At 51.6% G+C, this 13,372-nt stretch carries 14 protein-coding genes; all 14 read left to right on the top strand.

Going from position 1 to position 13,372, the window contains the following annotated elements:
• The first annotated feature begins 25 nt into the window (after positions 1 to 25).
• The 14 genes from MHH82_RS20845 to MHH82_RS20780 all read left to right on the top strand — a co-directional run bounded on the left by MHH82_RS20845 (position 26) and on the right by MHH82_RS20780 (position 13,346).
• On the top strand, positions 26 to 1,138 hold the full coding sequence (locus MHH82_RS20845) for a glycoside hydrolase family 88/105 protein (protein ID WP_340967763.1): 1,113 nt from the start codon (positions 26 to 28) through the stop codon (positions 1,136 to 1,138).
• Between the two features lie 193 nt (positions 1,139 to 1,331).
• Complete coding sequence (gene sleB, locus MHH82_RS20840) at positions 1,332 to 2,144, top strand: spore cortex-lytic enzyme (protein ID WP_009589318.1); 813 nt, start codon at positions 1,332 to 1,334, stop codon at positions 2,142 to 2,144.
• A 123-nt stretch (positions 2,145 to 2,267) separates the two neighbouring features.
• The gene (yfmF, locus tag MHH82_RS20835; protein ID WP_145037639.1) at positions 2,268 to 3,548 is read left to right on the top strand and encodes an EF-P 5-aminopentanol modification-associated protein YfmF; all 1,281 of its coding nucleotides are present in this window, start codon (positions 2,268 to 2,270) and stop codon (positions 3,546 to 3,548) included.
• 3 nt (positions 3,549 to 3,551) lie between these two features.
• A complete protein-coding gene (gene yfmH / locus MHH82_RS20830; protein WP_251497232.1) occupies positions 3,552 to 4,832 on the top strand; it encodes an EF-P 5-aminopentanol modification-associated protein YfmH in 1,281 nt (426 codons plus the stop codon).
• A complete protein-coding gene (gene ymfI / locus MHH82_RS20825; RefSeq protein WP_036659259.1) occupies positions 4,832 to 5,602 on the top strand; it encodes an elongation factor P 5-aminopentanone reductase in 771 nt (256 codons plus the stop codon). The genes yfmH and ymfI overlap by 1 nt, the downstream gene beginning before the upstream one ends.
• 108 nt (positions 5,603 to 5,710) lie before the next feature.
• Positions 5,711 to 5,965 (top strand): DUF3243 domain-containing protein, encoded by a 255-nt coding sequence (locus MHH82_RS20820; RefSeq protein ID WP_009589302.1) that lies wholly within the window; start codon positions 5,711 to 5,713, stop codon positions 5,963 to 5,965.
• 204 nt (positions 5,966 to 6,169) lie between these two features.
• Positions 6,170 to 6,937, top strand: coding sequence for a DUF3388 domain-containing protein (locus MHH82_RS20815; RefSeq protein ID WP_009589314.1), 768 nt, complete (start codon positions 6,170 to 6,172; stop codon positions 6,935 to 6,937).
• A gap of 49 nt (positions 6,938 to 6,986) precedes the next feature.
• Positions 6,987 to 8,009 carry a helix-turn-helix domain-containing protein gene (locus tag MHH82_RS20810; protein WP_251497230.1) on the top strand — a complete coding sequence of 341 codons (1,023 nt, stop codon included), beginning with the start codon at positions 6,987 to 6,989 and terminating at the stop codon, positions 8,007 to 8,009.
• A gap of 76 nt (positions 8,010 to 8,085) precedes the next feature.
• On the top strand, positions 8,086 to 8,259 hold the full coding sequence (locus tag MHH82_RS20805; RefSeq protein WP_009589315.1) for a hypothetical protein: 174 nt from the start codon (positions 8,086 to 8,088) through the stop codon (positions 8,257 to 8,259).
• A gap of 151 nt (positions 8,260 to 8,410) precedes the next feature.
• Positions 8,411 to 8,902, top strand: a complete 492-nt coding sequence (locus MHH82_RS20800; protein ID WP_009589306.1) for a YajQ family cyclic di-GMP-binding protein — start codon at positions 8,411 to 8,413, stop codon at positions 8,900 to 8,902.
• Positions 8,903 to 9,166: 264 nt separating this feature from the next.
• Positions 9,167 to 9,754, top strand: coding sequence for a CDP-diacylglycerol--glycerol-3-phosphate 3-phosphatidyltransferase (gene pgsA / locus MHH82_RS20795; protein ID WP_009589313.1), 588 nt, complete (start codon positions 9,167 to 9,169; stop codon positions 9,752 to 9,754).
• Between the two features lie 102 nt (positions 9,755 to 9,856).
• Positions 9,857 to 11,119 (top strand): competence/damage-inducible protein A, encoded by a 1,263-nt coding sequence (locus MHH82_RS20790; RefSeq protein ID WP_015736280.1) that lies wholly within the window; start codon positions 9,857 to 9,859, stop codon positions 11,117 to 11,119.
• A gap of 288 nt (positions 11,120 to 11,407) precedes the next feature.
• Positions 11,408 to 12,469, top strand: coding sequence for a recombinase RecA (gene recA / locus MHH82_RS20785; protein ID WP_015736279.1), 1,062 nt, complete (start codon positions 11,408 to 11,410; stop codon positions 12,467 to 12,469).
• Between the two features lie 139 nt (positions 12,470 to 12,608).
• Positions 12,609 to 13,346, top strand: coding sequence for a regulatory protein RecX (locus tag MHH82_RS20780; RefSeq protein WP_340967753.1), 738 nt, complete (start codon positions 12,609 to 12,611; stop codon positions 13,344 to 13,346).
• The last annotated feature ends 26 nt before the right edge of the window (positions 13,347 to 13,372 follow it).

Genomic DNA, 13,372 nt, shown 5'->3' with positions numbered 1-13,372 from the left:
TTGATTAGAAAGAGGAGGAGCACGTATGTCCAATCCCGTACAGCAGCAGGCACAGTCCGCTTTGTCACCAATAGAACTCGCCGCGAAGGCGTGCCAATCGATCATGGAAACGTATTCGCCCGAGCAGCTTCCGCCTGCAGGCAGGTGGCATTACCATCAGGGCGTATTTTTGGTTGGGTTGTCTCAATTGTGGAAATTTAACGGGGACGCCAAGTTTTTGAATTATATCAAAGGCTATGTTGATCATCTGGTGGACGCTAACGGCAACCTGCTGCTGGAGCGGGGGGAGCTGGATTCCGTTCAAGCGGGCCTGCTCCTGATGGAATTGGATGCTGTGTTTCCCGAATACCGCTACAGGGCCGCAGCGGATAAACTGCTCCGCTTGCTGTCCACGCTGAACCGGACCACCGAAGGCGGATATTGGCATAAGGACCGGTATCCATACCAGATGTGGCTGGACGGACTGTATATGGGCGGCGTATTTACGATGAACTATGCGAGGCAGTATAACGAGCCGCATTTATTTGACGAGGTATTGTTCCAGGAGAAGCTGATGCGCTCCCATACCAAGGATGAGGCTACCGGTTTGTATTATCATGCTTGGGACGAGAGCCGAACGATGCCCTGGGCGGATCCGGTCAGCGGGCAATCTCCGGAATTTTGGGGACGCGCCATAGGCTGGTATGCGCTGTCGCTTGTCGAGTTCCTCGATTTACTGCCTGAGCATCATTCGGCGAGGGAAGAGCTGGCTGCCGCGCTACGTGAACTAAGCGAAGCGCTGGTGCGTTATCAGGATCCGGCTACCGGTCTGTGGCATCAGGTTGTGGACAAAGGGGGGCGGGAGGACAATTGGCTCGAAACCTCCTGCTCCAGTCTTTTCACCTATACCTTGGCAAAAGGAGTCCGTCTGGGTTATCTGGATCCTGCTTTTATGACGTATGCAAGACAGGGATATCAAGCCCTGGTCCAATCCGTATATCGCAATGACAAGGGACATTTGGTCATGCCCCAAATCTGCATCGGCACGGGGGTAGGCGATTACAAGCATTATGTGGAAAGGCAGCAATGCGAAAATGACCTTCATGGCGTCGGAGCGTTGGTCATGGCGTGCGTAGAGCTAGGCAGAAGCGACGGATGAAAGCGAGTTTGAACGCTGCAACTGATACAGAACATCTAAGGAGCTGTTCCCTCATAGGAGCAGCTCTCTTTGCGCTTATAGGATCTTCTGCGCTTATGCCGTCCTCAGGGAATAGGTGCATAGGATATTGGCAGGCTTGTCATAATAACGGTAGCGAGGCTTGTTAAACCACAAGAGAAAGGTAGAGCGCAGCATGAAAAACTCAAGAATCTGGATTCTGATCAGCATTGCGATACTGTTATCTGCCGTCGTCTTCGCCCAGGGAAGGCTGAAAGCGGATCACAGTTCGAGTCTACAGGAAGCTTTGCCGACCTTTAGCCAGCAGACCATCAAATTCGGTTCCACCGGAGAAGACGTGTATGAGCTGCAAGGGCGACTGAAGTACCTAGGCTTTTATCACGGCAAAATCGACAGCGTGTTCGGTTCCAAGACCCAAGGCGCCGTCAAGTGGTTCCAATCCGAGTTCGGCATGAAGGTGGACGGCATCGTGGGGCCGAAGGTCAAACTGAAACTGTATAACGCCACCAAGGATTTCCGTCCGACCGCTCCGAAGCTTCATGAAGGCGGAGGTGCTGCGGCCGGTGCTGGCGGAAACGGCGGCGGTACTAATCAAGGGAATAACAACTTAGCCTCATCGAATACTATGGGCCTGTCCGACAATGATTTGAGAATCATGGCGAATGCCGTTTACGGTGAAGCGCGCGGAGAGCCGTTTGAAGGACAGGTCGCCGTAGCGGCCGTTATTCTCAACCGGGTGAAATCGCCAAGCTTCCCGAACACGCCGCATGGAGTTATATTCGAGCCGAGAGCATTTACCGCGGTCGCTGACGGCCAAATATGGCTGGAGCCGAACGCCCAGGCTCGAAAAGCGGTGGAGCAGGCGCTGAACGGCTGGGATCCTACAGGAGGATGCTTGTACTACTTCAATCCGAAAACAGCCACCTCGCCATGGATTTGGACGCGTCCTCAAGTCAAAACCATCGGTCAACATATCTTCTGTATGTAGCTCAACCAACGGCAACCGGGGCCTGTCTTCGGTTGCTTCTTCACTTTGCGATGGGTTAGAATGTAAGTTATCTATGAAGTAAATTATGGCAACGACAATCCATGATGTAAGGGGATATGGACCTTGACGAAAACGGAATTTGAACACGGTACTGCCGGAGGGATACGGATTCACGTGTTGCCGACAAACCGATTCAAGACATTTGCGATATCGCTTTACGCCGGAAGCCCGTTAGCGGAGGAAACCGTGACCTCGACCGCGCTTACGCCTTTTGTACTGCGCAGAGGGACGGTTTCTTACCCGGAAACCAGAGCATTCCGCGAGCAGCTGGAGCAGCTGTACGGCGCCGGGTTTGGCTTTGACGTGTATAAGCGCGGCGATTATCAGATCGTGCACTTCCGCATGGACACGATCAATGACTCTTTTGTTAAGAGCCCTGAGAGCCTGCTGCGCTCCTCATTTGCTTTTCTGGGCGAGGCATTCACCCAGCCTGTGCTGGAGAATGGCGCATTCCGCAAATCTTACGTGCAGACCGAGCGCGACACGGTCCGCAAGAAGCTGGAGTCTATCGTAAACGATAAGATCCGTTATGCCGCCGAGCGCTGCATTGAGGTTATGTGCAAGAACGAGCCGTACCGATTGCATCCGCTCGGAGAGCGGAAGGACCTTGACGGCATCACGCCGGAGGGCTTGTATGAGTCTTATCAGAAATGGCTCCAAGAGTCCGTTTTGGATTTGTACGTGGTTGGCGATACGAGTCTGGATGAGGTGAAGACGCTCGTCGAGGAGCATTTTAAACTGAATCGGAAGGAAAGCCGGGATTATGTTCCTTCGATCACGCGGACGGCCGCTAACGAGACGCAGACAGTCGTGGAGAAGCTGGACATCAATCAAGGCAAACTCAACATGGGCCTTCGAAGCACGATTACGTACGGAGATGATGAATATGCCGCTGCGCTCCTGTATAACGGGATTTTGGGAGGGTATCCGCATTCGAAGCTGTTTGTTAACGTGAGGGAGAAGGAAAGTCTGGCGTATTACGCTTCCTCCCGATATGACGGTCATAAAGGGATTGCTACCATCCAGTCCGGGATCGAGGTTCAAAATTTCGAGAAGGCGGTCGACATCATTCGCCAACAGCTCGATGACATGGCCAAGGGTGCCATCTCGGACATCGAAATGACCCAGACGAAAGCCATGATCCGCAATGTGATCAAAGAAATGCAGGATTCGGCCTTCGAGATGATTGCGTATGATTTTAACCGCACGCTGTCGGGACGGGAACGTACGCCGGATGAGCTGCTGAAGCAGGTCGAGGGCATTGCAGTGGACGATGTGAAGCAGGCGGCTTCGGCATTTTCCCTGGATACGATCTATTTCCTGAAAGGTCAAAAGGAGGAATAGCCGGTGGAGAGCATTCATTATGACAACCTGCAGGAAAAGCTGTATTACGAAGTGATGGATAACGGTTTGCACGTGTATGTGCTGCCTAAACCCGGCTTCCAGAAAACCTATGCGACCTTCGCAACCAAGTACGGTTCGGTCGATAACCATTTCAAGGTCCAAGGCGAGTCCGAGACCCGGGTTCCGGACGGAATTGCGCATTTTCTCGAGCACAAAATGTTTGAGGAGCCGGAAGGCGACATTTTTGCCAAGTTTGCTTCCAATGGCGCCTCGGCGAACGCCTTTACCAGTTTTGACCAGACCGTGTACCTCTTCTCGGCCACGGAGAACATTCATGAAAATTTGGAGACGCTGATCGATTTCGTGCAGAATCCTTATTTTACCGACCAGAACGTGGAGAAGGAAAAAGGGATCATCGGCCAGGAAATCAACATGTATCAAGACAACCCGGATTGGCGCGTGTACTTCGGACTGATCGAAGCGATGTATAAGGTGCATCCGGTGCATATCGACATCGCCGGCACGGTGGAATCCATCGGGACGATTACGAAGGAAGATCTGTATACGTGCTACAATGCGTTCTATCACCCGAGCAACATGCTGCTGTTCGTGGTGGGCGGCGTCGATCCCGAGGAAACGATGAACCTGATCCGATCGAACCAAGCCCGAAAATCGTACGACAAACAAGGCTCCATTGAGCGTTTATTCGATCCGGAGCCGCAGGGAGTCGAAGAGAAGCGGAGGGAGAGCCGCCTGGCCGTATCGCTGCCGAAATGCCTGTTCGGCTTCAAGGAGAAGCAGGTGGGTTTATCGGCCGATGAGCAGCTGCGCCGCGACCTGACGACCAAGCTGATGATGGATCTCCTGTTTGGCTCCAGTACGGAGTTGTATCAGAAGCTGTACGATGAGGATTTGATCTCCGACAGCTTCGGTCATGAATATAACAGCTCGCCCCAGTATGCGTTCTCCGCGGTTGGCGGGGACACGAAGGATCCGGATCAACTGCTGGAGCGCATCCGTACCGAGGTGGATAAGCTAAAGGCAGCCGGATTCCAAGCCTCGGACTTTGAACGGGCCCGCAAGAAGAAAATGGGCGGATACTTGCGTATGCTCAATTCCCCGGAAAACATTGCCCATGAATTTACTCGCTATCAGTTCCGCGGCGCCGATTTCTTCAACGTTTTGCCGGTTTATGAATCCATCACCCTGGAGGATGTCAACCGCCGCCTGCAGGAGCATGTCGATTGGAACCAGCTGGCTGTATCGATCGTTGTGAGTCCGTAATGAAGCAAGGCATGGGAAGAGAATTGAAGCCGATCGGGGAAATGACGGTATTGATTACGGGTGCGAGCAGAGGCATAGGGGCGGCTGTCGCCGAACGCTTTGCCTCGGTCCGCATGAATGTGGTCATCCACTACATGAATTCGCACGAAGCGGCCAACGAAGTAGCCCGCCGCTGCATGGCTTATGGAGCCAAGGTATTAACCGTATCCGCCGACCTGCGCGACAAAGAGCAGATATTACGGATGAAAGAGAAACTGCAGAGTCATGGTATGGAGCCGGATATTCTGGTTAACAACGCGGGCGTGTCCCATTACGGGCTTTTGTCCGACGTGACGGAAGAGCAGTGGGATACTTTGATGTCCATTAACCTGCGTGGGATGTTTCTGTGTTCCCAGGCTTTTATGGGGCGCATGGTTTCCCAGCGCTTTGGCAGGATCATCAATGTATCCTCGATCTGGGGGTTATCCGGAGCCTCCTGCGAGGTATTGTATTCAACAAGCAAAGGCGGCGTTAACGCCTTTACGAAGGCTCTCGCGAAGGAGCTTGCCCCGTCAGGCGTAACGGTGAACGCCGTGGCGCCCGGTGCGGTCGATACGTCCATGCTGGGGCATCTGGAGTCGGATGAAATTCGCATGCTGGAGGATGAAATTCCGGTCGGCCGATTGGCGCAGCCGGATGAGATTTCGTCGCTGGTGTATTTTTTGGCGCTGCCCGAGTCGGGCTACATTACCGGGCAAGTGATCAGCCCGAACGGAGGATGGGTGACCTAGATCTCGTTCGTGGTGCAATTCACCACTCATAAGGTATTGGTTACGGGGACATATTACTATTGTTACTTTAAATCTGAATTGCCACCACGCAAAAGGAGGATTTAATTCATGTCATCCGTAATCAAAAACTTTGATTCCTGGAAGAAATTCCTGGGCGAGCGCGTCGTTCAAGCCGAGAAAGCGGGTATGAGTGAAGACACCATTTCCCAGCTGGCTTATGAGATCGGTGATTTCCTCGATGAGAAGGTTGATCCGCAAAACTCATCCAACCGGGCACTGAAAGAATTGTGGGATGTAGGTAACGAGGAAGAACGCCACGTTATCGCGCGTCTGATGGTGAAATTGGCCAAGAACAACGCATAATCCATTAACAAAAAGCCCCCCGACAATGGGGGCTTTTTGTCAAGAAAAAAGAATGTAATTTTCATGTCACCGTTAATACTTGCCTTTCATTTTTATTTTATATATCATTAACGTGACCCATTTTTCATTTGACCTGTTTTTGCGTGCAATTTTCGCTGGAATTTGTCGAATATTGATGGAAAAGAAGTGCAAAGAGGTGTCTTTGTGGAATCGAATCAATGGTACATGGAATATAAGATACATAAGAACCGGCCAGGTTTGCTCGGTGACATTGCATCCGTGCTGGGTATGCTCGAAGTGAATATACTAACCATTAACGGCGTGGAAGGCCAAACCCGCGGAATGCTGCTCGAGACGGATGACGAAGAAAAAATTGTTCTGATGGGTAAAATGTTAAACAAAATGAAAAATATTACGGTATCAGCCTTGAGGCCCCCGAAACTGGTGGATATTCTGGCTGTCCGTCATGGACGATATATCGACCGGGACTCGGATGATCGTAAAACGTTTCGTTTTACGCGTGATGAGCTCGGTTTACTTGTTGATTTTTTGGGTGAATTGTTCAAAAGGGAAGGTAATCAGGTCATCGGCCTCCGTGGAATGCCCCGCGTGGGCAAAACCGAATCCATTATCGCCGGCAGCGTCTGCGCGATGAAGCGCTGGACCTTCGTTTCCTCTACGCTGCTCCGTCAAACCATTCGCAGTCAACTCTCCGAGGACGAGATGAATACGAACAACATTTTTATCATTGACGGCATTGTGAGCACGATCCGATCCAATGAACGCCACTATCAGCTCCTGCAGGATATCATGGGAATGGAGAGCACGAAGGTGATCGAGCATCCCGATATCTTTGTTCGCGAATCCGAATATTCCTACGATGATTTCGACATTATCATCGAATTGCGAAACAATCCGGAAGAGGAAATCGTTTATGATACGTTCACGGGCTCTTATAGTGACGATTTGTAATATTTTTGTTTGACTTTGACCACGAAATTCTAAAGTAGGAGGTGATGGCATGTCCGAACTGGGACAGCAATTAAGGGAGGCGCGTCTGCAAAAAGGGATGAGCCTTGATGATGTGCAGGAAATGACTAAAATACGCAAGCGATACTTGGAAGCCATCGAGGCAGGGGATTACAAAGTACTTCCCGGCAGTTTTTACGTGCGGGCATTCATCAAAACCTATGCGGAAGCGGTGGGGATTGACCCGGACGAACTGCTTGAAGGGCACAAACAGGATGTGCCTAAATCCGAACCGGAAGCGACCATGGAGCCGGTTATTCAAAAGCGCGCCAGCAGACCGACAGCCGAACGGAACATGAAATGGCTGCCTACGCTGCTGATGTGGACGTTCCCGATCCTGATCGTTGTTGTCATATATTTGGTGGCCATCAATTCGAATGAGCCTAAGGACGAACCGCCGGTCAGCAACAATGATCAGACGCAGACCGATCAGGCGCAGAACCCGCAAACTCCGGATAACACGGATCCCGTGACGCCAGGCGACGGAGCGCAGGGCGGCGAAAACACCCCGGACGGTACGGTTAACGAAGGCACCGACGGAGAAGGAACAGACGCCCCGGACGGAACAGATGGCACAGACGGAACGGATGGAACGGACATCGATGAACCGGGTGATTCAACGCCTGGAGCGGCTACGGTGACGCAGGACCGGACGGAAGGCAAAAACACCGTTTTTAAGGTAACGGGCTCGTCCGTTAAGGTTGAGATCGTGGCCACGAGCGAAGGCAAGAGCTGGGTAGAGGTATACCGCGGCAACAATTCTTCCGGGGAGAAGCTGGCATTCCAAATGCTCGAGAACGGTGCTTCGCTGAGCTTTGACATGGACAGCCAGGGACTCTTCGTGAAATCGGGGAATTCCGCTGCAACGACCATTACGGTTGGCGGCCAGCCCGTAACGGATGGCAAGTCCACGTCGCGAATCGTGCTGGAGCCGGCCGATGGTTCCGCAAGCACCATGGATAACGCGGGTACCGGGGATACATCAGATACATCGGATACCACCGACTTCGAATAATTGCCTGTCCTCCAGGTCATCATAACAGCATGCAGCTGCATGCTGTTATTTCACTTCCCGAAAGAGGTGATGCTCTGTGACGGTCAATTGGATTATATTCGGATTAGGCGTTATCGTCAGCCTCTTGGGCTATTATTTGATTCCGAGCAGCTGGGGGTATGGCATATTAGGCTTTGGGCTGGCACATATTTTACTCGGCATACTGAGTATGTTCCGCCGTCCGGTGCATGATGAGAAAGCTAGCAGTTGAGGGAGCGGGCTTCGTTTTCGCCGGATGATGTTGGCGATAAGCGGAGTCTTTTTCGTTCCTGATCCATCGCGGATTCCTTACAGGATTAGACTTGTCTCTCGGTTTTACCTATAATAGAAGCATTATCGCCAAATGAAAGGAAGGATTCACCATGGCTTCAGAAAGCTCATTTGATATCGTATCCAAAATGGATATGCAGGAACTTACCAATGCGGTTAATCAAGCGGAGCGCGAGATCGAAAACCGTTTTGACTTCAAGGGCAGCAAGAGCAGCTTGAAGCTGGACAAGGACGCGCTGGTCATTGCCTCCGATGACGAGTACAAACTCAACGCCGTTATCGATATTTTGCAGACCAAGATGGTGAAGCGGGGCTTGTCGCTTAAAAATGTGGAGTACGGTAAGATCGAGCCGGCTTCCATGGGTACCGTCCGTCAGCGTCTGACCTTGAAGCAAGGAATCGACCAGGAGAATTCCAAAAAGATCAATATTTTGATCCGTGATTCCAAGCTGAAGGTCAAGAGCCAGATTCAAGGCGACCAGATTCGGGTAACCGGAAAAAGCAAGGATGATCTTCAGCAGATCATGCAGCTGCTTCGCAAAGCGGACCTTTCCTTGGATCTGCAATTCACCAATTTTAAATAAACGCTCCTCTCCCTCCAAGCAATAAGGGGTGGGCTCGGCTGGTTTGTTTCTTTTGACAGGGCGTCAACGGAAATATTATACTAAAAAACGATATATAAGGATTAACGTATACATAGATTACTGGGGGATGAAAATGACAGACAGCGATGCACGCTTCAAACCCTTTAGGCTCTTGGGAAGAGCGACCCTGATGACACGCAGAAGGATAACCGCTGCAGGGTCTGCCGAGTTAACAAGACAACCCGTTGCAAGGGAGGTTGCCCCATGAATTTACCCAATCGTATCACGTTGGCCCGCATTTGCTTGATCCCTGTCATGATGATTTTCCTGCTGGTGGATTTTGATTTTTATCCGGATCCCATTGTGTGGAATGATTTTGTCCTGCCCTATAACCAATTGATTGCGGCACTGATATTCATACTTGCTGCAAGCACGGACGGCATTGACGGGTATCTGGCCCGGAAAAACAATATGGTGACGAATCTGGGTAAACTTCTGGATCCGCTGGCGGACAAACTGCTGGTTGCGGCCATACTCATATCGCTTGTAGAGATGGGAAAATGCGAATCCTGGATTGCTGTTGTCATCATCAGCAGGGAATTTGCGGTGACTGGCTTGAGACAAATTGCGCTTCTGGAAGGTTCGGTAGTCGCAGCAGGTCAATCCGGAAAAATCAAGACGGTGATTCAGATCGTGGCGATTGTCGCGCTTCTGATCAACAATTTCCCGTTTGTATTTTTGGGGATTCCGTTTGATGTCATTGCGATCTGGGCTGCCGCGCTGATTACGATCTATTCGGGAATCGAATATTTTGTCCAGAACAGGCACCTTCTCAAAGGTACCGGGGCATAACGGCAATAGGAGCCATCCTATTGCTTTTTTCTTCCGCCGGGTAAGGAATAACGAAGGCAGCTACTAACGAAGAGATAGAAGATACGGGAGGATCGATGAATCATGAAAGCAGAAATCATTGCAGTTGGAACAGAACTTCTCCTCGGACAGATCGTGAATACCAACGCACAGTATTTGTCCAGACAGCTCGCTTCAATGGGGATCGACGTGTACTATCAAACCGTTGTCGGGGACAACCTGGAGAGGCTCAAGGAGGCCTTGCGCCTGTCCAGCAGCAGAGCCGATATTGTACTCCTGTCCGGCGGTCTCGGTCCCACGCAGGACGATCTGACGAAGGATGCGCTGGCTTCCTTTCTAAATCGTTCCTTGCATATCGACCGGATGGCCATGGACCGGATTGAACGCTTCTTTCATGAGCGGGGATCCGTCATGACCGAGAACAATCGGCGCCAGGCTCTCGCCATCGAGGGAGGCACCCCGCTTCCGAACGAGACAGGCCTCGCCGTTGGGAACGCGGTATCCTATGAAGGCACTCATTATATCGTTTTGCCGGGGCCGCCCAAAGAATTGATGCCGATGTTTGAGCAGGAGGCCAAGCCTTGGCTTCTGCAGCATGTGCTCACGGATGAGCTTCCCATCTATTCGAAGATGCTTAAATTCGCGGGCATTGGGGAGTCCGCGCTGGATCAGCGTCTGGAGGACCTGATTACGGCCCAGACCGATCCGACGATTGCTTTGTATGCCAAGGACGGGGAGGTCACCGTCCGCATCTCCACGAAGGCCTCCAGCGAGTCTGAGGCGATGGTCCGACTGAATGAACTGGAAGCCAGGATCCAGGAGAGAGGGCCTGAATTTATGTATGCCAACGAGGATGTGCCTATCGAAAAGGTCATCGTGGACATGATGGCAGATCGAAGCTGGACCCTGAGCGCGGCGGAGAGCTGCACGGGAGGACTTGTAGCGGAGACCCTGACCTCCATTCCCGGAAGCGCATCGATGTTTCTTGGGGGGATCATCTGTTACACCAACCAGATCAAGGAGAAGCTTGTGCATATCCCGCATGCGCTGCTGGAGGGCGACGATGCGCCGGGGGCCGTCAGTGCGGAGGTTGCAGAAGCGCTTGCGGATCATGTCCGGATGGTAACCGACAGCGACTTCGGTTTATCGGTGACAGGCGTGGCAGGTCCGGGTTACGCGGAACGCAAGCCTATAGGGCTGGTCTACATCGGATTGTCCCAAAGGGGCAAAGAAACGGAAGTGCATGAGCTGAACCTCCAAGGCAACCGCGAAACGATCCGGCTCCGCGCAACCAAAGCGCTGCTATACCGGCTTTGGCAGCGTCTCGTAGCGTCTGAGCAGGCTTAGGCTTCGTGGAGAAAAAGGGACCGAGCATTTGGAAAAGTAAAAAATTTACACCTTGCTAAATAGCTGTTCTTGAATTTAGGAACCGTTCCAAGTATAATGGGAAATACGGAAGAACCGTGGCATATCGATTGATGTTGCCACGGTTCTTGTTCTTTATACATAGGGTTCGGAGCATGAACGGGAAGGGGAGTTGAATAAAAAAAACGAATGTATGTTCGAAAAAAAGCTTGGCAAACGTGTCAAAACAAGGTATGATAAGACTATCAACAGTGAAGGGTTGTGGAACAATTGTCAGATCGTCGTGCTGCGCTGGAAATGGCGCTTCGTCAGATAGAGAAACAGTTCGGAAAAGGTTCCATCATGAAACTGGGTGAATCCACCCATATGCAAGTTGAGATTGTGCCAAGCGGATCGTTGGCATTGGATATAGCTTTAGGAACCGGCGGCTTGCCTAGAGGCCGGATTATCGAAGTGTACGGCCCGGAATCCTCCGGTAAAACAACAGTAGCCCTGCATGCCATCGCAGAGGTTCAGAAGGCTGGCGGACAAGCTGCATTTATCGATGCCGAGCATGCTCTGGATCCATCGTATGCAAACAAACTGGGCGTTAATATTGATGAATTGCTGCTCTCCCAACCGGATACGGGCGAGCAGGCGCTGGAAATTGCGGAAGCTCTGGTACGGAGTGGAGCCGTCGATGTCATCGTTATTGACTCGGTTGCCGCGCTTGTACCGAAAGCCGAGATCGAAGGCGACATGGGTGATTCCCACGTAGGTCTGCAAGCCCGTCTGATGTCCCAGGCTCTTCGTAAATTGTCGGGTGCCATCAATAAGTCGAAAACGATTGCCATCTTTATCAACCAGCTTCGCGAGAAGGTTGGCGTTATGTTCGGTAACCCTGAAACAACCCCAGGCGGACGTGCTCTGAAGTTCTATTCCACGGTTCGTTTGGACGTGCGTCGAATTGAGAGCATCAAAATGGGCAATGATGTGGTGGGTAACCGCACACGGATTAAGGTTGTTAAGAACAAGGTAGCTCCACCTTTCAAACAGGCCGAGCTTGATATTATGTACGGCGAAGGCATCTCTAGAGAGGGAAGCCTGATCGATATCGGTACGGAGCTGGATATCGTGGATAAAAGCGGAGCATGGTATTCTTATGCCGGTGACCGTCTTGGTCAAGGCCGCGAGAATGCGAAGCAGTTCTTGAAGGAGAATCCGGAGATCGCAAGCGTGATCGAGAACAAGATCCGTGAAGCGAGTAATCTGACGACGGCTGTTCCTGAGCCTTCCGACAAGGAGAAGGAACAAGAGCAATTGGAAGAGCAAGAGTTGTTTAAGGTAGAGTAATAAATCGCTGGTTAACGATGACAGTGTTTGGGACCGTCCGGTGTGGGTAACGCCAGACGGTCTTCTTTGCATTTATTTCTGCCGAATCATTGGTCTTGACGATGTGTCGAGAAGCGTGCAGCAGTGAAGGGAGCGTCGTATGGATATAGAGAATAAAGAAATGTCGGGGCAGGCGGATTCCTCGGGAATTGGACATTTTCCGGAAGACGAGGATCTGGTCATAACTTCTGTCGAAATGCTGAAAAAGCCCAAACACCGGTATCAAATCGCGTTCGGTCCGTACCTTATGACCGTTCATGAAGACGTGATGCTTAAATATCGCATGTTAAAGGGAAATGTTTTTCGCAAGGAAGAGCTGCAGGAGATTGTCGTGGCAGATGAGCGGCAGCGGGCTTACGTGGAAGCGCTGAATCATTTGGCTCGGAAACCTAGGACGACTCAGGAGATCACGCAGCGTTTGCAGCAAAAGGGGTTCGAGCCCAGCAGCGTGGAGACGACGCTAGAACGCCTCGAGAAGGACAAGCTGTTGGATGACGCGCTGTACGCTAAGATGTGGGCAGAGCAGCGCATGACCAGCCATAAAAAGGGACGGCTGTGGGTTAAGCAGGAGCTGAGGCAGAAGGGGATCGGCACCGAGCTGATTTCGGAGGCTTTGGGCGAGATCAGCGCAGAATCGGAATTGGAGAGCTGCTTGGCCGTGGGACGAAAAAAATGGCAGCAAACCCAGGGGGAGCTGCTGGATCGCAAACGTAAAACCGGAGCATATTTAATGCGTAGAGGGTTTGGGGGAGAGCCTGTGCGCCAGGCACTCAAAATTCTGATCGAAGAGGAGCAGGAGAAAGGCGAATGGGACGAAGAGCCGTATGATTTTGAATAAAGCACAAGCAGTTGTGCATTTTTTCG

The organism is Bacillus sp. FSL K6-6540, assembly GCF_038007545.1.
Note: the sequence above shows the minus strand (reverse complement) of the source record. Positions and strands in the feature narration are given on the sequence as shown.